The 19,596-nt window shown below is 70.9% G+C and carries 16 protein-coding genes; 9 read left to right on the plus strand and 7 right to left on the minus strand.

Annotated elements, in window-relative coordinates; all coding sequences use genetic code 11:
* Positions 1-5: 5 nt before the first annotated feature.
* A complete protein-coding gene (locus ACEXQC_RS15940) occupies positions 6-1,619 on the minus strand; it encodes an FAD-dependent oxidoreductase (RefSeq protein WP_374824536.1) in 1,614 nt (537 codons plus the stop codon).
* Positions 1,620-1,720: 101 nt separating this feature from the next.
* On the opposite strand from ACEXQC_RS15940, the gene ACEXQC_RS15945 reads away from it, so the two are divergent.
* On the plus strand, positions 1,721-1,912 hold the full coding sequence (locus ACEXQC_RS15945) for a hypothetical protein (protein ID WP_374824539.1): 192 nt from the start codon (positions 1,721-1,723) through the stop codon (positions 1,910-1,912).
* Positions 1,913-1,967: 55 nt separating this feature from the next.
* Here ACEXQC_RS15945 and ACEXQC_RS15950 read toward each other — a convergent pair whose 3' ends face one another.
* Complete coding sequence (locus ACEXQC_RS15950; RefSeq protein ID WP_374824542.1) at positions 1,968-3,365, minus strand: MFS transporter; 1,398 nt, start codon at positions 3,363-3,365, stop codon at positions 1,968-1,970.
* Between the two features lie 120 nt (positions 3,366-3,485).
* On the opposite strand from ACEXQC_RS15950, the gene ACEXQC_RS15955 reads away from it, so the two are divergent.
* The 5 genes from ACEXQC_RS15955 (at position 3,486) to ACEXQC_RS15975 (ending at position 10,061) form a co-directional block, all read left to right on the plus strand.
* Positions 3,486-5,513 carry a helix-turn-helix domain-containing protein gene (locus ACEXQC_RS15955; protein WP_374824545.1) on the plus strand — a complete coding sequence of 676 codons (2,028 nt, stop codon included), beginning with the start codon at positions 3,486-3,488 and terminating at the stop codon, positions 5,511-5,513.
* A gap of 132 nt (positions 5,514-5,645) precedes the next feature.
* Entirely contained in the window at positions 5,646-6,926 is a 1,281-nt protein-coding gene (locus ACEXQC_RS15960; RefSeq protein WP_374824548.1) for a hydroxymethylglutaryl-CoA reductase, degradative, read from the plus strand.
* A gap of 8 nt (positions 6,927-6,934) precedes the next feature.
* Entirely contained in the window at positions 6,935-7,993 is a 1,059-nt protein-coding gene (locus tag ACEXQC_RS15965) for a hydroxymethylglutaryl-CoA lyase (RefSeq protein ID WP_374824551.1), read from the plus strand.
* On the plus strand, positions 7,990-9,243 hold the full coding sequence (locus tag ACEXQC_RS15970; RefSeq protein WP_374824554.1) for a CaiB/BaiF CoA transferase family protein: 1,254 nt from the start codon (positions 7,990-7,992) through the stop codon (positions 9,241-9,243). The genes ACEXQC_RS15965 and ACEXQC_RS15970 overlap by 4 nt, the downstream gene beginning before the upstream one ends.
* Positions 9,243-10,061, plus strand: a complete 819-nt coding sequence (locus ACEXQC_RS15975; RefSeq protein WP_374824557.1) for an HTD2 family dehydratase — start codon at positions 9,243-9,245, stop codon at positions 10,059-10,061. The genes ACEXQC_RS15970 and ACEXQC_RS15975 overlap by 1 nt, the downstream gene beginning before the upstream one ends.
* Positions 10,062-10,109: 48 nt before the next feature.
* On the opposite strand, the gene ACEXQC_RS15980 is transcribed toward ACEXQC_RS15975, so the two are convergent.
* A complete protein-coding gene (locus tag ACEXQC_RS15980; RefSeq protein WP_374824560.1) occupies positions 10,110-11,003 on the minus strand; it encodes an SDR family oxidoreductase in 894 nt (297 codons plus the stop codon).
* 76 nt (positions 11,004-11,079) lie between these two features.
* Between ACEXQC_RS15980 and ACEXQC_RS15985 the strand changes: the two genes are divergently transcribed.
* Complete coding sequence (locus ACEXQC_RS15985; RefSeq protein ID WP_374824563.1) at positions 11,080-12,930, plus strand: glycoside hydrolase family 15 protein; 1,851 nt, start codon at positions 11,080-11,082, stop codon at positions 12,928-12,930.
* A 60-nt stretch (positions 12,931-12,990) separates the two neighbouring features.
* On the opposite strand, the gene ACEXQC_RS15990 is transcribed toward ACEXQC_RS15985, so the two are convergent.
* A complete protein-coding gene (locus ACEXQC_RS15990) occupies positions 12,991-13,770 on the minus strand; it encodes an SDR family NAD(P)-dependent oxidoreductase (RefSeq protein ID WP_374824566.1) in 780 nt (259 codons plus the stop codon).
* 156 nt (positions 13,771-13,926) lie between these two features.
* Here ACEXQC_RS15990 and ACEXQC_RS15995 point away from each other — a divergent pair, with 156 nt between their 5' ends.
* Both ACEXQC_RS15995 and ACEXQC_RS16000 read left to right on the plus strand, forming a co-directional pair.
* Positions 13,927-15,039 carry a ketopantoate reductase family protein gene (locus tag ACEXQC_RS15995; protein WP_374824569.1) on the plus strand — a complete coding sequence of 371 codons (1,113 nt, stop codon included), beginning with the start codon at positions 13,927-13,929 and terminating at the stop codon, positions 15,037-15,039.
* An 8-nt stretch (positions 15,040-15,047) separates the two neighbouring features.
* On the plus strand, positions 15,048-16,058 hold the full coding sequence (locus ACEXQC_RS16000; protein WP_374824572.1) for a ketopantoate reductase family protein: 1,011 nt from the start codon (positions 15,048-15,050) through the stop codon (positions 16,056-16,058).
* An 87-nt stretch (positions 16,059-16,145) separates the two neighbouring features.
* Here ACEXQC_RS16000 and ACEXQC_RS16005 read toward each other — a convergent pair whose 3' ends face one another.
* Genes ACEXQC_RS16005 through ACEXQC_RS16015 form a run of 3 tightly spaced genes read right to left on the minus strand, consistent with a single transcriptional unit; the run spans position 16,146 to position 19,078 of the window.
* Entirely contained in the window at positions 16,146-16,637 is a 492-nt protein-coding gene (locus tag ACEXQC_RS16005) for a hypothetical protein (protein ID WP_374824575.1), read from the minus strand.
* A gap of 16 nt (positions 16,638-16,653) precedes the next feature.
* On the minus strand, positions 16,654-18,006 hold the full coding sequence (locus ACEXQC_RS16010) for an MFS transporter (protein ID WP_374824578.1): 1,353 nt from the start codon (positions 18,004-18,006) through the stop codon (positions 16,654-16,656).
* 40 nt (positions 18,007-18,046) lie between these two features.
* Positions 18,047-19,078, minus strand: a complete 1,032-nt coding sequence (locus tag ACEXQC_RS16015) for a cell wall-binding repeat-containing protein (RefSeq protein WP_374824581.1) — start codon at positions 19,076-19,078, stop codon at positions 18,047-18,049.
* Positions 19,079-19,596 lie beyond the last annotated feature (518 nt).

Genomic DNA, 19,596 nt, shown 5'->3' on the forward strand with positions numbered 1-19,596 from the left:
GAATGCTAGCGACCCCTCCTGGGCAGCACCGCAAGGTCGGTCACGGCGGGGCCCTCGAGCCGGGTGCCGTCGGCGGCGAAGCGGGAGGCGTGCAGCGGGCAGTCCCAGCTGCGCTCCGCGTCGTTCCAGGCGAGCACTCCACCGAGGTGGGGGCACACGGCGCGCACCGCGCACGTGGTGCCGTCGACGGTCGAGATGCCCACCGGCAGGCCGCGCGAGGAGGCGATGACGCCCTCTCCCTCGGCCGGCTGCGGCACCGGAACCGGGCGCGAGGTGGCGCCCAGCCATCCGCTCGTCATGGTGATGCCGACGGTCGCGCCCTCCTTGGCTCCACGGCCCAGGTCGGCGGGCTTGGTGAGGCGCGTGCCGAGCACGGTGTGCCAGTGCCTGCGGTCGTCGCGGGGCACGCCGAGGATCTCGTCGCGGAGGCGGAGTGCCGCCGCCGGCCCGTTGGTCATGCCCCACTTGGCGAAGCCCGTGGCCACGTAGACGCGGCCGCGACCGCGCGGCAGGAGGCCCACGAAGGGCACGAGGTTGTGCGATTCGTAGTCCTGGGCCGACCAGGTGTGGGTGAGGCGCGCGCCCGGGTACATCGATCGGGCGAACGCGGCGATGTCGTCGAGGCGCTGCTGCTCGGTGAAGTCGCCCGGCCGGCCGACGGGGTGCCCGTCGCCGCCGAGCACCAGGAGGTCGCCCGTCGAGAACTCGCGGCCCGGTGCGGTGCGGATCGACCTGGACCGGTTCGGATCCGCATCGCCGATGGAGAGGAACATGCCGTTCGGCAGACCCTGCTCGCCCGCATCCTCGATGTCGAAGGCGGCGCCGTACGAGCGGAGGCCGTGCGTCTTGGTGAAGTAGAGACCGCGATCGAGGATGGGTGTGGCCGTGGCGAGCACGACGTCGCGGCCGAGGATCTCGCCGCGCGACGTGCGCACCCGGCAGGGATCCGCTGCCCCACCCCTGGCGCGCACGCCGAGCACGCGGGTGTCGTCGTGGATGCGGCCGCCCGCCGCGATGAAGGCCTCGGCGAGGGCTTCGAGCGCCTCCATGGCGTCGAACTGCGCCTGCCCGGGCAGCGCCACCCCGTAGGCGAAGGGGAACGGCACGTCGAGGTCGTCACCGCGCTCCACGAGCGTCACCGGCAGGCCCGCCTCGCGAGCGGCCCTGTGCTCGGCCTCGACGGCCGAGGCGGAGTCGCCGTCGTCGTGCTGGGCGTAGCTGTAGGCCGTGCGGCGCTCGACGGCGACTCCGGCGCGCTCGCAGAACTCGAGGAGCCACTCCTGACCGTCGCGGTTGCTGTCGACATACGCCTGCAGCACGCGCTTGGAGTGGTGGCTGCGGATGGTGGAGAGCCGACTGCCCTGCAGCAGCGAGATCTTGCCCGTGGTGTTGCCTGTCGCGAGGCTGCCGATCTCGCGCGCCTCGAGCACCACCACGCTGCGGCCCGCCTCGGCGAGCATCAATGCGGTGCTGAGGCCGGTGAGGCCGGCGCCCACGATCACGTCGTCGTAGACCGTGCCGTCAGCTCCTGGGCCTGGAGTGAAGGGCTGCGTGGGGATGCTTTCGCGGCCGCTCCGCCAGAGCGACGTGCGCTGCGGGTCGTTCTGCTCGGTGGTCATGTGCTCAGTGAACACCCGGGCCACCATCGCAGGTAGCGGTCGACAGAGCGGATGGATCGTGCCTACGGTGGGATCGCCAGTTTTCCAGACGAGGAGTCATCATGACCGACCCGACCGACCGCATCGACGACGAACTGCTCGAGAGCCCCATCCCGGTGGACCCCGAGTCGGTCGACCCCGGCGAGGCGGAGGAGCTCGACGACTTCGTGGAGGCGACCGACGACGTGGCCGTCGACCCGATCTTCGACGACGACGTCGAGGTGCTCAACGACAACCTCGGCTACGAGGAGTAGAGAGCTCTCCGGCCAGCAGGATCCGGCCAGCGGGATCCGGTTTAGCGGGATCCAGTTAGCGGGACGAGGCTCGCGCCCTGGCGGCGCGGGCCTCGTCCGCTGCGTCGGACGCCGCATCCGCCTCGGCGAACGAGCCGGTGCGGGCCGCGCCCTTCTTCTGCAGCGTCTCGGGGAGGAACAGGATGCCCACGAGCCCGATGATGCTGAGCACCACGAGGTAGCCCGCCACGAGCCAGGGCGTGCCTCCCGAGATCGAGACCAGCCACGTGGCCACGAGAGGCGCCGTGCCGCCCACGAGAGCTGCGGGGATCTCACGGGAGATGGCGATGCCCGACCAGCGCATGTTGGTGGGGAACACCTCGGCCAGCAGCGCCGCCGAGACGCCGATGGTGGCGCCCTGCACGATCGCCAGGCCCAGCACGAGACCCACGCCCACGAGGAACGACGACTCGGTGAGGTAGAGCATGAACATCGGGTAGGCGAAGACGATCGCGAAGATCGCCGCCCCGATGAGCACCGGCTTTCGCCCGATGCGGTCGGCCAGGCGGCCGAACAGCAGGGTGGCGGGGATCGTGAGCAGCTCGGCCACGATGAGGCCGATGAGCGCGTCGGTGGCCGGCACCGACAGGGTGCCCGTGGTGTACGAGATCGAGAAGGTCTGCACCACGTAGACCCACGGCAGCGCGAACGTGAAGAGCGCCATGCCGGGGACGAGCACACGCCAGTGCGACCGCACGGCCTCCACGAGGGGGGCGCTCTTCACGGCGCCCTTCTTCTCGGCGTCTTCGAACGCCGCCGTCTCCTTGACCCGCAGGCGGAAGTAGAGGGCGAAGGCCACGATCACGACACTCGCGATGAACGGGATGCGCCAGCCCCAGGCGAGGAAGACATCGGCGGGCATGACGGCCGTGAGGATGGCGAAGGTGGCCGTGGCGAGCGCCATGCCCACGTAGACGGCGGCGCCGGGGAAGCCCGCCGTGAACGCACGGTTGCGGGTGCCTGACGACTCGCTCGCCATCGTCATCGCACCGGCGAACTCGGCGCCGGCGCCTGCACCCTGGAAGATGCGGAGCACGATGAGCGCGATCGGCGCCCAGACGCCGATGGACTCGGTGGTCGGCAGCAGTCCGATGAGGGTGGTCGCCGCGCCCATCGTGAGCAGCGTCACGAGCAGCGTGGCCTTGCGGCCCACCTTGTCGCCGAAGTGCGCGAAGATGAGGCCGCCGATGGGGCGGGCGCCGAATCCGACGGCGAAGGTCGCGAAGGCACCGAGGGTGCCCGCCACTCCGCCGTCTCCGAAGAAGAGCGGCGCGAACACGAGCGCCGATGCCAGGCCGTAGAGCATGAAGTCGTACCACTCGATCACCGTGCCCACCGAGCTGCCGATGATGGCGTGCCGACGCTGCTGGCGGGAGTCGAGTCCTGCCGCGTCGATGTCGTTCTGGATGGCCATGACACTCCTTCGTGCGTGGGTCGTGCTGATCGGTGCGCGGCATCAGACTAGCCACCCGCCCACGGGCCCTCCCATGTGCTGATCGCACACCGTTCCCGCGTTCTGGTGAATGATGAACCCATGACGGATGAGAGAGCAGCAGCGGCAGCGGTGCTGCTGGAGGCCACCCAGGGCGACGCCGACCGCAGTGCGGCCGAGGTCTACGACGCCCTCGCCGCCCTGGGGGTGGCGGGCGATGACGGCCGGCGCCTCGCGGAGGCCGTGAACCGCTCCCACCGCGAGCACGTGCGCCTGCGGCGCCGCGAGCAGGAGCTCACCGCGCTGTTCTCGAGCGCCCGCGAACTCGCCGAGGTGCGGGAGACCGCGGCACTGCTCGACCGGCTCGTGGAGCGCGCCCACGACATGATGGGCAGCGACCTCACCTACCTCTCGGAGTTCGATCCGCTGAGCCGTGAGCTCAACGTGCGCACCACCACGGGATCGGTGAGCCCCGCGTTCCGCACCCTGCGCGTGCCGCCGGGGCGGGGGCTCGCGAGCGTGGTGGTGGAGACGAGGGCGCCGCTCACCGTGCTGCGCTACGACGAGTACCGCGAGGAGCGGCACGATCCGTCGATCGACGCGGCGGTCAACGCCGAGGGGATCGTCTCGATGCTGGGCGTGCCGATGCTCTCGGGCGATGACGTGCTGGGGGTGCTCTTCGTGGCGACCCGCACCGAGTACAGCTTCGCCCCCGAGCAGATCGCGCTGCTCTCGGCTCTCGCCGACCACGCGTCGATCGTGCTGCAGACCGCCCGCACCCTGCGCAGCCTGCAGCGCAGCGAGGACGAGGCGAGGCGAGCGCTCGACCGGCTCACCGGCCACCTGGCCGAGCGCGACCGGTCGAACACCGTGCACCAGGAGCTCGTGCACGCCGTGCTCGCGGGGGGCGGATTCGCGCCGCTCGCCGGCACGCTCTCGTCGGCACTGCGGCGTGCGGTCACCGTGATCGACGAGCACGGCGTGGTGATGGCGGCCTCGGGCGGCTCGGCGGAGAGCGGATCCGGGGGCGGCGGGTCGCTGCGGCTCGACGCCCCCACCCTCGCGGCCATCGAGCAGAGCAGGCTCTCCGGCCACTGCGTGCTGGTGGATGAGGACGACGACGAGAACAGGGACGGCATGGCGCTGGGGTCCCCGCGCGAAGCCGTGCGCGCCGTCTCGGCGCTCGTGGCGGGTTCGCAGCGGTTCGGAGCGGTGCTCCTCGGCGGCGGCGAGTTCGAGCTCGGGCCCGTCGATCGCCGCACCATCGAGCGGGCCGCCCAGGTGGGTGCACTGCTCGCCCTGCAGCAGCAGGCGGTGGCCGAGGCCGAGCACCGGGTGCAGAGCGAGCTCGTGGCCGAGCTCCTGGCCGCAGACCCCCAGCACCGCGGCGATGTGGAGCGCCGGGTGCGTCGGCTCGGCGTCGACGCCAGGGAGCTCGACGGCCTCACCGCCTACTCCGTTCCGGGCGAGCACCGCGCCGCCGCGTCGCGCACCCTCGCCGCCCTCGTGGGGCCTCGCAGCCTCGTCGGCGAGCACAACGGGCTCGTGGTGGTGCTCTCGCCCAGCGGCCCCTCCGGGTCACCGCAGGGTGAGGTGGCGGCCGAGACCGCGTCGCCGCTCGATCCCGCCGACCTGCGCAGGCGCACGGCAGCTGCCCTGGCCGCCCCGGTGCTCGCCGTCTCGGCCCCGCCGTCGCGCGACCTCGCCGCCGCCTTCGACTCCGCGCGGCGCACCGCCAGGCTGCTCGGGGCCCTCGGAGTCGACGACATCACCGCCTCCACCGACGACTACCTGCCGTACTCCGCCGTGCTCGACGCCGACGAACGGGCGCTGCGCTCCTTCATCGACCGCTCCATCGGGGCCGTGCGGCGGTACGACGCCGATCGCGGCACCGAGCTGCTGCGCACCCTGCGCGCCTTCGTGCGCTGTAACGCGAGCCCGACCCGCACCGCTCGGCACCTCAACTTCCACACCAACACCATCCTGCAGCGGCTGGACCGCCTCGACCGCGTGCTCGGAGACGACTGGCGCGGCGACGAGAGGTTCTTCCGCCTCAGCATCGCCGTGCGGCTCGACGAGCTGCGCGACGAGCTCTCCGGGACCCGGGAGACCCACTCACTCAATGGATGAATCGCACATGACCGACGCGGAGAGGTGAGTGATCGCTCCATAGGGCGACTCGATACCTGTCGATACCGTCGGAGGGGTGCGATGCGCGTGGCGCCGGTGCCGAGGCCGGCCCGCATCCGCTGAGGAGGATCATTGGCGATCAACAGCCGCATCCCAGGCCTGCGTGACTCCACGCCCGCCGAGCGACGGGCCGTCGTGGCCTCGAACGCCGGCATCGACGAGGCCGTGCTCGAGGTGCTCGAACCGGCGAACGGGCTCGACGTGGAGAAGGCCGACCACATGATCGAGAACGCCATCGGCGTGATCGGCATCCCCGTGGGCGTGGCCACCAACCTGCGGGTGAACGACCGCGACTACCTCGTGCCGATGGCCACCGAGGAGCCGAGCGTCGTGGCCGCGGCCTCCAACGCCGCGCGCATGGCCCGCGTGCACGGCGGTTTCCGCACCTCCACCACGGGCGACGTCATGATCGCGCAGATCCAGCTCGTCGACACCGTGGATGCGGAGGGCGCCCGGCTGCGGGTGCTCGAGGCCCGCGACGAGCTGCTGGCCACGGCCGACGCCCAGGATCCGATGCTCGTGAGCCTCGGCGGTGGCGCCCGCGACGTGGAGGTGCGGCTGGTCGGCACGAGCACCGGCGTGCACGTCATCGTGCATCTCGTCGTCGACGTGCGCGACGCCATGGGCGCCAACGCCGTCAACACGATGGCCGAGGCCCTCGCGCCCCGCCTCGCCGAGCTGAGCGGTGGCCGCGCCCTGCTGCGCATCCTGAGCAACAAGGCCGACCGCCGCCTCACCCGCGTGCGGGGTGTGTTCGACGCCGAGCTCCTCGGCGGCCCCGACGTGGTCGACGACATCGTGCGGGCGAGCGCCTTCGCCACAGCCGATCCGTACCGCGCCGCCACCCACAACAAGGGCATCATGAACGGCATCTCCGCCGTGGTGCTCGCCACCGGCAACGACACCCGCGCCGTGGAGGCCGGCTGCCACTCCCACGCGGCCCGAGCGGGTGGCTACACCGCGCTCTCGCGCTTCGAGAAGGATGCGGAGGGCAACCTCGTGGGCACCCTCGAGGTGCCGCTCGCGGTGGGCCTCGTGGGCGGCGCCACCCGGGTGCACCCGGTGGCGCAGGCCGCCGTGAAGCTGCTCGGCGTGGAGACCGCGGCCGAGCTCGCCGGCGTGATCGCGGCCGTGGGCCTCGCCCAGAACCTCGCCGCGTGCCGAGCCCTCGCGGCCGAGGGCATCCAGCGCGGCCACATGACGCTGCACGCCCGCACCATCGCCGCCTCCGCCGGTGCCCGCGCCGACGAGGTGGGCGAGGTGGCCGCCCGCATCGTGAGCGAGAAGCGCATCCGCCTCGACTACGCCGAGACCGTGCTGGCCGAGCTGCGCGCCGGCACCCCGGTGCTGTGACGGAGCGGATGAGCGGCGCCAGAGCGGCGGCGGCTCCCGCCGAGCTCTGGCTCCCCCGGCCGCAGCCGACCCCCGCACCCGCCTCCGCGTCTGGCACCCCGCTGCCCACTGCCGTGCGGGTCTTCGAGGTCGGCCCTCGCGACGGGCTGCAGGCAGAGCCCGGCATTCTGCCCGCCGCCGCCAAGATCGAGTTCTGCCGCCGGCTGCTGGCCGCCGGCGTCTCGCAGCTCGAGGTCACGAGCTTCGTGCCGCCCACCTGGATCCCCCAGCTCGCCGACGCGGAGGAGGTCGTGGCGGGCCTCGCCGCCACGGGTCACCTGAACGCGGAGGGGCCCGACGCCCCACGCACGATCGCTCTCGTGCCGAACCTGAGGGGCCTCGACCGGGCGCTCGCGGCCGGCATCCGCTCGGTCTCCGTGGTGGTGAGCGCCACCGACAGCTTCGCCGCCGCCAACCTCAACACCACCGCCGAGGGCTCGCTCGCGCGCGCCGCGGAGGTGGCCGCCAGTGCCGCGGAGGCCGGAGTGCCCGTGCGCGGCTACCTCTCCATGAGCTTCGGCGACCCGTGGGAGGGGCCGGTGCCCCCCGAGCGTGTGGCCGAGTTCGCGGCTCGCCTGCACGCCGCGGGGTGCTCCACGATCGCCCTCTCCGACACCATCGGCACGGGCACCCCGCACCACGTGCGCCGGGTGCTCGAGCTCACCGTGGCCGCCGGGGTGCCCGTCGACGCCATCGCGCTGCACCTGCACGACACCTACGGGCTCTCGCTCGCCAACGTGCTCGCCGCTCTCGAGCAAGGGGTCGCCGAGTTCGACTCGAGCGCCGGCGGTCTCGGCCGCTGCCCGTACGCTCCGGGCGCCGCCGGTAACCTGGCTACCGAGGATCTGGTCTGGATGCTCCACGGCCTCGGCATCGAGACGGGACTCGACCTCGACGCCCTCGTGGCCACGTCGCAGTGGATGGCCACCCAGCTCGGCCGGCCCGCGCCCTCTCGAGTGGTCAGAGCGCTCACCGCCGTCCAGAACTCCCGCACCCCCGCGAACACGTCTCGAGGATCCACCGCATGACCGCACCGAACCCCCTCGCCCTGCCGCTCGAGCTGCTCGCCCCCACCCCGGGCGCATTGAGCGGAGTGCTCGTGCTCGACCTCTCGCGCGTGCTCGCGGGCCCCTACGCCGCCACCATGCTCGCCGATCTCGGCGCCACCGTGGTGAAGATCGAGAACCCGGCCGATCCGGATGTCTCGCGCGGCTTCCCGCCGTACCTCACCTCGGGCGACGAGGAGTTCAGCGGCTACTACGCCCAGTACAACCGCGGCAAGCTCGGCCTCGCGCTCGACCTCAAGAGCGAGGAGGGCAAGCAGGTGCTGCGCGACCTCGTGGTGAAGGCCGACGTGCTCGTGGAGAACTTCCGGCCGGGCACCATGGAGAAGCTCGGGCTCGGCTTCGAGACGCTGATCGAGCTCAATCCGCGACTCGTCTACACCGCCATCTCGGGCTACGGCCAGACGGGCTCGCGGAGCAGACGGCCGGCCTTCGACAACACCGCCCAGGCGGCGGGCGGCCTGTGGTCGATGAACGGCTACGCAGACCAGCCTCCCGTGCGCGTGGGCGTCACGATCGGCGACCTCTCGGCCACTCTGTTCGGCGTGGTCGGCACGCTGGCCGCGCTCCGGCACGCCGAGCGGACCGGTGAGGGCCAGCTCGTCGACGTGGCGCAGGTCGACAGCATCATCGCCATGACCGAGACCGCCGTGGTGGATTACACGGTCGACGGCAAGGTGGCCTCGCCCGCCGGTAACGCGCACGCGTGGGTGCGACCGTACGAGCTGTTCCCGTGCGCCGACGGTCAGGTCTTCTTCGGCGGTTACACCGACAAGCTCTGGCGGGCGAGCTGCGAGCTGTTCGGCACCCCGGAGGCGGCCTCCGATCCCGAGATCGACACCATGCGCAAGAGGTTCGACGAGGAGGTCTACGAGCGCCGAATCAAGCCGCTCGTCACCTCGTGGTTCGCCTCGCGCACACGCCTCGAGCTCGAGGAGCTGGCCGGCGACATCATCCCCCTCACCGCGGTGAAGACGATCGGCGACGTGGTGGAGGATCCCGGCACCGCCGAGCGCGAGATGGTGGTCGAGGCCGACTACGGCCCCTTCGGCACCCTGCGCATGTTCGGGCAGCCGGTGAAACTCAGTGCCACCCCCGCCGATCCCACCCGCGTGGCGAACCGCATGGGCGAGCACTCCGACATCGTGCTCGAGGGTCTGGCCGAGTACTCGCCGGAGAGGATCGCCGGGCTGCGAGAACGCGGGGTGGTGTGATGGCGACCTCCGTGGTGCGCACCGAGACGATCGGGCCGGGGCCGGCGGCGAGCTATCGCGACACGTTCGCGACGCCCGCTCCGCTCGGCGACGAGCTGCCGGCGGGGTGGGAGGGTGTGTACTTCGCCTTCGAGACACCCTTCGACCGGCTCAGGGCCGACGGGTCGCCCGACGCCTCCGCCGACGTCATCCCCGACTTCGGCCTGCCCCGCCGGCTCTTCGCGGGCGAGGACACCGAGTTCCTCGCGCCGCTCCGCTTCGGAGAGGTCGTGGAGCAGACGACGTCGCTCGGCGAGGTCACGGAGAAGAACGGCCGGAGCGGCCGGCTCGTGTTCGCGGATGCGGTGCGCGAGTACCGCGTGGGCGGCGAGCTGCGCATCCGGAGCATCTGGCACGACGTGTTCCTCGAGGCGACGCCGCCCGGGTCTGTCGAGGCGCCCTCTGCGGACCCGGTGGACCTCGGAGGCGAGTGGTGGCGGAGCGAGCGCGTGCTCGATTCCCGGCACCTGTTCCGGTTCTCGGCGCTCACCTTCAACACGCACCGGGTGCACTACGACCGTGTCTGGGCGCGCGAGACCGAGGGGCTCGACGACCTGCTCGTGCATGGGCCGCTCACCCGCATGCTGCTGCTGGATGCCGCCGCGGAAGCGCATCCGGAACGCCGCCCCTCGGGCTTCGCGTTCCGGTCGATGGCACCGCTCTTCGTCGACCGCCCGCTCACGATCGCCGGGCACGACCTGCCCGACGGCCGCACGGAGGTGCACGCCATCGCCCCGGGCGGCACGCTCGCCGCCCGGGGCCTCGTCACCTGGCCGTGACGGGAGGGCGACCGGTCATCGACCGGTCGACGCCCCGTGGGCCGAGCGCTAGTGGGTGGGGCTGCCGCCCGTGACCGCGATGGTCTCGCCCAGCACGAAGCTCGACTCCTGCGAGGCGAGGAACACGAACGGCGGTGCGAGCTCGACCGGCTGGCCGGCGCGGCCGAGAGGGGTCTCCTCGCCGAACGACTCGATCTTCTCGTTGGGCACCGAGGAGGGCTGCAGCGGGGTCCAGACGGGGCCGGGGGCCACGCCGTTCACGCGGATGCCGCGCTCGGCGAGCTGCTGGGCCATGGCGCGGGTCCAGTTGGCGATGCCGGCCTTCGAGACCGCGTACTCGGCGAGCGAGGGCGACGGCACGAAGCCCTGGATGCTCGAGCACGTGATGATCGAGGCGCCGGGCTGGAGGTGCGGCGAGGCCGCCTTGGTGAGCCAGAACAGCGGGTAGATGTTGGCCTTCAGCACGTGGTCGAGCGTGGCGGTCTCGAAGTCGTCGATGCTGTCGACCGTGGGCATGACGCCCGCGATGATGGCGAGGATGTCGAGGCCTCCGAAGGCCTTCACGGTCTCGGCGACGATCTTCTCGTTCTGCGCCTCCTCCTGGAGGTCGCCGGGGAGCAGCACGGCCTTCTGACCGGCCTCCTCGATGAGCGTGGCGACCTCTTCGGCCTGGGCCTGCTCCTCGGGGAGGTAGCTGAGGGCCACGTCGGCGCCTTCACGGGCGTAGGCGATGGCGACGGCGCGGCCGATGCCGGAGTCGGCTCCTGTGACGAGCGCCTTGCGGCCGGCCAGACGGCCGTTGCCGATGTAGCTGGTCTCGCCGTGGTCAGGGGCCGGATCCATCTTGCGCACGTCACCGGGGGCGCTCTGCTGCTGGGGCGGGAACGGAGGGCGGGGGAACTGGGTGTTCGGGTCCTGGGGGGAGTACATGTTCTGAGCCATGGTGTCGACGCTAGGCCGGGTGCTGCCCGCCCGCGCGGGGTTGCCGCCGCCGCCCGTGTGGCGTAGTCAGGAGAGAATGACCCGATCCGATGACCTCGTGCCGCTCCGCACCTATGTGCCCCTCCGCGACTACGCCGCCATCGGGGACGGCCGCACCGTGGCCCTCATCGCCCTCGACGGGCAGGTCGACTGGCTGCCGGTTCCGGCTCTGCACACCCCTCCCGTGTTCGCCGGGCTGCTCGACGCCGAGAACGGCGGCCGCATCGAGCTGCGCCCCCAGGAGGACGGCTTCGAGGCCACGCGCGAGTACGTGACCGACAGCAACGTGCTGCGCACGACCTTCCGCACCTCCACGGGCACCGTGACCGTCACCGACGCCCTCGTGACCGGCGTGGCCGGCCGCCTGCCCTGGCTCGAGCTCGCCCGCCGGGTCGACGGTGTGGAGGGCGAGGTGCCCATGCGCTGGGCCGTCGTGCCGGGCAACGTCTTCGATGAGGAGGGCAGGGCGGTGCAGCGCATCGACACCCTGCACGGCCCGCTGCTGCGCGCAGGCCACATCGACCTCGTGCTGGTGGGCTCCGAGCACGGCAGGCTCGATCCGCACGAGCCCTCCGACGGATTCCCCGACGGCCCGCTCTCGTTCTTCGGCGCCTTCACCACGGCACCGGGATCGCGCCATGTCATCGCCCTCTGCGGCACCGACGACGAGCCCATCCACGTGCCCGACATCGGCAACGTGGATCGCGGCATCGACCGCACGGTCGCGAGCTGGGCCGGCTGGCTCGACGAGTTCGACTACGAGGGCCCGTGGGCGGAGGCCGTGCGGAGGAGTGCTCTGGCCCTCAAGCTGCTCATCTTCAGCCCCACGGGGGCGATCGCCGCGGCCGCCACCACGGGGCTGCCGGAGAACCTCCACGGCGGCAAGAACTACGACTACCGCTTCGCCTGGGTGCGCGACCTCGCCTACACGGTCGGTGCCCTCATCGGCTTCGGCCTGCGCGAGGAGACCCACGCGGCGGTCTCGTGGGTGCTCAAGACGCTCAAGGGCTTCGAGGGCGACATGCACATCTTCTTCGAGCTCGACGGCACGGTGCCGAAGGGTCCTGGGTCGGGCGAGGTGCGCGTGGTACCCGCCGAGGGCTGGAACGGCATCGGCCCCGTGCTCGTGGGCAACGACGCCTCAGGACAGCTGCAGCTCGGGGTGTTCGCCGACGTGGTGGGCATCATGCGCCGCTACGTGGAGGCGGGCAACATCCTCGACGAGCGCACGAGCGAGCTGCTCGTGAAGTTCACCGATTCCGCCTGCCGCAACTGGCAGAAGAAGGACTCCGGCATGTGGGAACTGCCCGAGATCGAGCACTACACCTCGAGTAAGATCGGCTGCTGGCAGGCCATCTCGGATGCCATCCACCTGGCGTCGCTCGGCGAGATCAAGCCCACCGACGACGACCTCGAGCACTGGCACAGGAATCGGGGCCTCATCGAGGAGTGGCTGGCCGAGGAGGCCTGGTCGGAGTCTCGACAGGCGTACACGATGCACCCGGGGTCGGATGCGCTCGACGCCTCGATCCTGCTGCACGCCGCCCGCGAGTTCGGGCCCCGCGAGCGGATCGAGCAGACGGTCGCGCGCATCGACGAGGAGCTCTCGGCCGGCCCGCTGCTCTACCGCTACTCCGATGTGTGGGAGGAGGAGGGCACCTTCGTGGCGTGCGCCTTCTGGCTCGTGGAGGCGTTCACCCACCTCGGCCGCGTGGACGAGGCGAAGGAGCGCATGGACGAGCTCGTGGCCCTCGGCAACGACGTGGGGCTGTATGCCGAGATGATCTCGGCCGATGACCACTCCTTCCTCGGCAACCTGCCGCAGGGGCTCAGCCATCTCGCGCTGATCGAGGCGGCCGTGGCGCTGCGCGACGCGCTGGAGGGGTGACCGGGGCCCTCCAGCCCGTCCCGCTGTCGCTCGTCGGCGGCTCGCACCGCCGCACGCGGCTCAGACGAGGATCATGCCGCCCTCGATGGCCATCACCTGTCCGGTGATGTAGTCCGAATCGCTCGAGGCGAGGAAGATCGCCGTGGGCGAGATGTCCTCGGGCTCGGCGGGGCGGCCGAGCAGGATGCCGGAGGCCATCGAGTCGAAGCCGGAGTCGCCCTCACCCATCTTCTCGAGGTCGGCGTCGAGCTTCTTCCAGAGCGGGGTCGCGACCACACCGGGTGCGAAGGCGTTGACCGTGATGCCCTCGGGCGCGAGCGACCGCGCGCCCGCCTGGGTCAGCGAGATGACGGCGGCCTTGGCGGCGCTGTAGGGCGCGAAGCTCGCGAAGCCGGTGCGACCCGCGATGGAGGCCGTGTTCACGATCTTGCCTCCGCCGCCCTGGGTGATGAACTGCTTGGCGGCCTCCTGGGTGCCGATGAGCACGCCGAGGGCGTTGACCTTCATGATGAGCTCGAAGTTCTGCTCGGTGATCTCGAGGAACTTCATGGGCGAGTTCATGCCGGCGTTGTTGAAGTAGACGTCGAGGCGACCGAAGGCCTCCACCGTGGTCGCGATCCCGGCGGCCACGGCGGCGCGGTCGGTGATGTCGACCTGCACGGCGAGCGCGCTGCCGCCCTCGGCGGTGATGTCGTCCGCCACCTTCTGGGCGGCCTCGAGGTTGAGGTCGGCGAGCACGACGTTCGCCCCCTCGGCGGCGAGTCCGTGCCCGATGCCCGCCCCGATGCCCGAGCCTCCGCCCGTGACGATGATGGTCTTTCCGGTGAGTCGTTCAGTCATGTCGTGTGTCCTTCGCCTGGGGAGTGAGAGGTCTTCGCTGACGGTCTCACCTCGGGATCATGGGTCCGATGTCGATCACGATGTACGCTAACACTGTCGATCAGCGCTGTCATGTGCATCTCAGCTGCACAGCGGACGCGGGACAGGGAAGGTGCGATGGAGCACACACCACAGGGTTCCGACCTCGCGTCGGGGCCGCGCATCGCCGTTCTCGGCACGGGCGCCAACGGGTCGGCCATCGGCGTCGATCTCGTGCGCGCGGGGCTCGACGTGACGTTCATCGACCAGTGGCCCGACAACGTCGAGACGATCCGCCGCGACGGCGTACGGGTCGAGCTGGCGGGGGATGCGACGGTCACCCCCGTCGAGATCCTGCACCTCTGCGAGGTCGCCACGCTCCGCCGCCCCTTCGACGTCGTGCTGCTGCTCGTGAAGGCGTACGACACCCGCTGGGCCGCCGAACTCATCAAGCCCTACGTGGCCGACGATGGCGTGGTGGTGGGCGTGCAGAACGGCATGACGGGCGAGGTGCTGGCCGAGGTGCTGGGCGAGCACCGTGCGGTGGGCGCCGTGATCGAGATCACCTCGGCGATGTACACCCCCGGAGTCGTCGAGCGCCACAGCGCACACGACCGCTCGTGGTTCGCCGTCGGGGCTGTGCACCCCGCCGCCGCGGGCCGGGTGCCGCTCGTGGCCGAGCTGCTCCGCCATGCCGGCACGGTGGAGGAGACCACCGACATCCACTCCGCGAAGTGGATGAAGCTCATCCTGAACGCGGCCGAGCTCGTGCCCTCGGCCATCGTCGACCTGTCGATCGCCGACAGCGCCCGGCATCCGCAGATGCGCGAGCTCATGCTCGAGGCCGGCAACGAGGCGGTCAGGGCCGCCCAGCTCGACGGCGCGACCATCCGCCCGATCTTCGGCATGGCCGAGACCACCCCGGAGACGTTCGTCGAGACGATCCTCGATGAGCTGCTCGCCCACTATGTGCTCACCCACTCGCGCTCGACCGTGCTGCAGGACTGGATCAAGGGCAGACACAGCGAGGTCGACGAGCTGAACGGCCACGTGGTGGCGACGCTCGCTGCGCACAGTGGATCGGCGCCGGTGAACACCGCGATGGTCGAGCTGGCTCGGGAGATCGAACGCGGCGACGCCGAACGCGGCTTGCACCAGGTCGAGCCGCTGCGGGAGCGAGCCTTCCATTCGTCGGCAGAGGGGTCGGGGTCTTCAGCGGGGTCGCCGTCGTCAGCGGGGTCGGGCTCGTGAGGGTCGCTGTGGTCGGGACCGGGGCGAACGGTGCCGCCATCGGCGCCGACCTCACGCGGGCGGGGCTCGACGTCACGTTCATCGAGCAGTGGCCCGAGAACGTCGAGGCGATGCGCCGCGACGGCGTGACCGTGCACACGGCCTCCGGCACGACCGTCACCCGGGTCGAGGTGCTGCACCTCTGCCAGGTGGCCGAGATCCGTCGGCCGTTCGATATCGTCTTCGTGGCCGTCAAGGCGTATGACACCCGGTGGGCGTGCGCGCTCATCAGGCCGCTGCTGGCCGAGGGCGGCCTCGCCGTCGGCCTGCAGAACGGCATGACGCTCGACGACATGGCGGATGTCCTCGGCGCCCACCGCACGCTCGGTGCCGTGATCGAGGTGGCCGCGAACATGTTCGAACCCGGCATCGTGAACCAGCAGGCTCCGCTGTGGTTCGCGCTCGGGAGCTTCCATGCCTCCACCGCCGGGCGGGAGCCCGAGGTGGCCGAGGTGCTGCGACATGCCGGGGTCGTGGAGATCTCCGCCGACATCCGCTCGTCGAAGTGGATGAAGCTCGTCGTGAACGCCGCCGAACTGGTGCCCTCCGCCATCCTCGACCTGCCGCTGGCCGACGCCGAGAAGGTGCCCGGCATGCGCTCGTTCATGGTGGAGACGGGCAAAGAGGCGGTGCGCACGGCGGTCGCACTCGGCAATCGCACCATCCCGATCTTCGGCATGGCCGCCCCCGCAGAAGGTGCTTCCCCCACCGACCCCGACCGCTTCGCCGAGGATCTGCTCGACATCGTGCTCGACCGGTACACGCTGCCCGACACGATGACCACCGTGCTGCAGGACTGGCGGAAGGGCCGCCGCTCGGAGGCCGATCAGCTCAACGGGCTCGTCGCCCGCGAGCAGGCACGGCTGGGTGGTAGTGCTCCGCACAATTCGCTCGTGGCCGACCTCGCACGACGAATCGAGTCCGGTTCGCTCGAGGCGGGACCGCAGAACATCGAGCTGCTGCTGGGCGCCGAGGCCTGAAGCGGGACCGGCCCCAAGGCGGGACCGACCCCAAGGCGAGACCGGCCCTAAGGCTGGACCGGCCCTGCGGCGGATCGGAGCCCCTGGTCAGGGCCGGGCTTCGTGCCCCGGCGCTCCGTGGGTGCGGCGGTCCTCCTTCATCTCCGCCTCGAAGAGGTGGCGCCGCCCGCCGGCCAGGGCCTCGCGCGCCGAGGTGTCGGCGGCGCGGAAAGCCGCGTAGTAGCCGTCGTCGTAGTCCTCGACGATCTGGAAGGTCCACCGGCCGTCGATCACGTTGCGGCCCACGAGCGTGCGGTCGATCTGGTCGGCCACCGCACCGTGGCCCGCCGAGCGGAGCAGGTCGACGGCCTCGCCGAGCGCCAGGTCGGCGGTTCCGGTGAGGCGGTGGAAGCCGTAGAGCATGCCGCGCGCCTGCTCCACCACCTCGAGCGCCTCGGAGAGCTTGCCGAGCGCGGCGACCGTCTCGTCGCTCACGCCGGCTGGGCGGGTGTGGACCGCACCCGGCCGCTGGCGAGGATCGGGGTCCGCGCCTGCTGGGTCTGTCACTGCGGGTCGGTCGTCGAGCGGCTCGTCTGTCATGCCCCCGAGCCTGCTCCTACCCGTCTCCTTCGGTCACCCCCTTGCCCTCGCCGGCCCGCGTGCCCACCTCCGCTCCCGCGTCCTCCTCGGACTTCGTGGCGTTCGCCGCCCTGATCGCCGCGCGCCCCGAGGGGAGCATGATGGCCACGACCATCACGAGCACCGTGGCCACGCCACCGCCGATGAGCAGCATCTGCACGCTCACCACATCGGCGAGCGGCCCGAACACCGACATGCCGATGGGTGTCGCGAGCGCCATGACGATGCCCACGTAGCTGAACACCCGCCCGTGCATCTCGGGCTGCACCGTCTCCTGCACCAGCGTCATGAACGGGGCCGAGAAGAGCGGCACTCCGAGACCGAACAGGAACATGAACGCGTAGAACACCCAGAGGTTGGGGCTGAGGCCCAGCCCGACCGTGCACACGGCGAACCCGAACGAGGCACCCAGGATGAGGCCGATCCGACTGCGCTTGGCGAGCACGGTCGACACGAGCACCCCGCCCAGCAGCATGCCCACGCTGAAGGCGATCTCGAGCACCGTCACCATCCACACCTCGCTGCCGAAGCTCCGCGCCACCATGAGCGGGGTGATGAACGACGGCGCCACGGTGAGCAGGAAGATGATGGCGAAGACCACGAGCAGCCAGCGCACGATCCTGTGGGTCCAGATGTAGCGCATGCCCTCCACCAGATCTTGCCGGTAGCTCGAGGTCTTCTCGGCGATCGAGGCGAGGGTGGGCACCGCCACGAAGGCCAGCAGGAGGATGCCGATGGCTGCGGTCACCACGTCGATGAAGAAGACCGGAACGATGCCGAAGATGCCGAACACCGCACCGGCGGCGGCCGGGGCGAGCAGGGCCATGGCGGACTGGATGGTCTGGAACAGCCCGTTCACTCGCATGAGGTGCTCGGGCGGCACGATCTGCGGGATCATCGCCTGCACCGCTGGCGTCTGCACCCCCGCCCCGATCGAGCGGGCGGCGACGGCGAGCAGGATGATCCACAGGTCGGTGATGCCGTTGAGCATGAGCAGGGCCAGCACGAGGGTGACCGCCGCGATCGTGCCGTCGGCCACCATGACGAGCACGCGCCGGTTCATGCGGTCGGCGAGCACGCCGCCGAAGATCGACACCACACCCTGCGGGAGGAAGGCGGCGACCGCGTAGAGGGCGATGGCGAGGCCGGATCTCGTCTCGAACGTGACGTACCACATGACCGCGTACTGCACGATCATCGATCCGAAAAGCGACACGGTCTGCCCGCTCAGGAACAGCCCGACGTTGCGCTTCCAGTGCGGATGCGCGTCGGCCGCGCCGGCGGTCTCGGCGGGTTGAGGGGTGGCCTGCACAGGCTGCTCGAAGCTCATGTGAACAACGTACACATGACCCCCGACACCGGGTCAACCCTCACCTCGGCGCGACCACGTACTGCGCGAGCTGGGCCACCACGGCGTCGCTGACCGAGCTCGGTCCCCCCAGCACGACGATGCGCACCGGGTCCAGCCGGTCCAGTTCAGCGGCGACCTTCTCGGGCACGGAACCGGCCTGCACCAAGAGCACGGGAGCATCGCGGAGAGCGGCCGCCGCGGATCCCGACAGCGCGTCGGGGAACACCGCCCCAGAGGCGACGTAGACGGTGCGGAGGCCCGGATCGAAGTGCTTCTCGGAGACGGAGGCCGACACCGCGAAGCGGTCGGCACCGCCGATCCGTGAGGTCTGGGCCACGGTGCCGGACTGCAGCATGACGGCGTCCGAGAGTGTGGCCTGCCCGCCGAGCAGCACGATCGACTTCGGGGCGGCCGTCTGCAGAGCCGCCAGGGCGGGCGCGGAGAACCCGCCCTTCGACGCGAGGATGACTGGGCCGAGGCGGCCCGCCGCGGCGGAGCCGGAGAGCGCGTCGGGGAACACCTCGCCCGAGGCCACAAATGCCACCGGCTGGCCGGGCGGCCTGCCGACCTGTGCCCAATCGATCGAGTTAGCGAGGTTGGCCGAGACCTCGTAGCGGTCGGCGCCGCCGACCCGCGTCACCGACCCCGTGTAGGCGAACATGGCTTGTTCAACGAGGGGATCGACGGAATTAGGGCCACCGAGCACCACAATGCTCTTCGGTTTCAGCCGGGCGAGCTCGTCGGAGACGGCCTGGGGGATCGAGCTCTTGCCCACCAGCAGCACCGGTCCATGGCGGATACCGGCGACCGCCGATCCGGAGAGCGCGTCGGCGAATCCAGCTCCCGAGGCCACATAGGCCACAGGCACCCCCTCCGCGAAGGCATCCCGCGAGATCGCCGCCGACACGACATACCGGTCCGCACCGCCCAACCGCTGCACGCCCGCAACCTCTGTCATGTTGCGCTGATACACCTGCAACCGCGTCGGCCCACCGGCGATGAGATTCCCCGCCTGCGACTCCCACACGACCACCCGACCGTCGCTGCTCACGTTCGCGTTGTACCCGTCGGAATCCCCCGCGAGCAACCCATCGGCCGCGATTGAGACGAGCCTCGTCTCACCCGTTGTGCGGTTGCGGAGATAGACCTGCCGGGGTTTCCATTCAGCGCGCGACGCCTCGGGCGTCAGGTTCGCGCCGGACGAGGAGAAGACGATCGTGTTCGCGTCGCCGGAGAGCCTCGGTCTCTCACTCGACCACCGCGAGGGGTTTCCTGCCGGGTCAGCTGACTCGAGACGAGTGATTCCCTCGTCGAGATCACGGGACCAGACCTGTGTCGCCCCAGCCGGATCGAGATCAGCCAGGTTCTCAGCGTCGCTCGCAAAGGCCACGGTCTTCCCGTCGGCCGACAGCGATGGTGAACCCGCCGACCTCCAGGCAGGGTTGGCGCCATCCCTCGAGACACTCGCCAGCACTACCCGATCGGCCGGAACGTTCTTCACGAAGACCTGCGGAACAGCGTTCGACGGCGTGCTCGTGAACGAGTCTTCGCTGACGAAGGCGACCGTCG

It is taken from the genome of Herbiconiux liukaitaii (genome assembly GCF_041927495.1).
In the GTDB taxonomy this organism is placed as follows: domain Bacteria; phylum Actinomycetota; class Actinomycetes; order Actinomycetales; family Microbacteriaceae; genus Herbiconiux; species Herbiconiux liukaitaii.

Excerpts from the sequence above, each read along its gene's own strand:
- ACEXQC_RS15990 (WP_374824566.1), bottom strand. The coding sequence starts at position 13,770 with ATGACTGAACGACTCACCGGAAAGACCATCATCGTCACGGGCGGAGGC.
- ACEXQC_RS15995 (WP_374824569.1), top strand. The coding sequence starts at position 13,927 with ATGGAGCACACACCACAGGGTTCCGACCTCGCGTCGGGGCCGCGCATC.
- ACEXQC_RS15980 (WP_374824560.1), bottom strand. The coding sequence starts at position 11,003 with ATGGCTCAGAACATGTACTCCCCCCAGGACCCGAACACCCAGTTCCCC.
- ACEXQC_RS16005 (WP_374824575.1), bottom strand. The coding sequence starts at position 16,637 with ATGACAGACGAGCCGCTCGACGACCGACCCGCAGTGACAGACCCAGCA.
- ACEXQC_RS15940 (WP_374824536.1), bottom strand. The coding sequence starts at position 1,619 with ATGACCACCGAGCAGAACGACCCGCAGCGCACGTCGCTCTGGCGGAGC.
- ACEXQC_RS15955 (WP_374824545.1), top strand. The coding sequence starts at position 3,486 with ATGACGGATGAGAGAGCAGCAGCGGCAGCGGTGCTGCTGGAGGCCACC.
- ACEXQC_RS15975 (WP_374824557.1), top strand. The coding sequence starts at position 9,243 with ATGGCGACCTCCGTGGTGCGCACCGAGACGATCGGGCCGGGGCCGGCG.
- ACEXQC_RS15965 (WP_374824551.1), top strand. The coding sequence starts at position 6,935 with ATGAGCGGCGCCAGAGCGGCGGCGGCTCCCGCCGAGCTCTGGCTCCCC.
- ACEXQC_RS15950 (WP_374824542.1), bottom strand. The coding sequence starts at position 3,365 with ATGGCCATCCAGAACGACATCGACGCGGCAGGACTCGACTCCCGCCAG.
- ACEXQC_RS16010 (WP_374824578.1), bottom strand. The coding sequence starts at position 18,006 with ATGAGCTTCGAGCAGCCTGTGCAGGCCACCCCTCAACCCGCCGAGACC.
- ACEXQC_RS15985 (WP_374824563.1), top strand. The coding sequence starts at position 11,080 with ATGACCCGATCCGATGACCTCGTGCCGCTCCGCACCTATGTGCCCCTC.
- ACEXQC_RS15970 (WP_374824554.1), top strand. The coding sequence starts at position 7,990 with ATGACCGCACCGAACCCCCTCGCCCTGCCGCTCGAGCTGCTCGCCCCC.
- ACEXQC_RS15945 (WP_374824539.1), top strand. The coding sequence starts at position 1,721 with ATGACCGACCCGACCGACCGCATCGACGACGAACTGCTCGAGAGCCCC.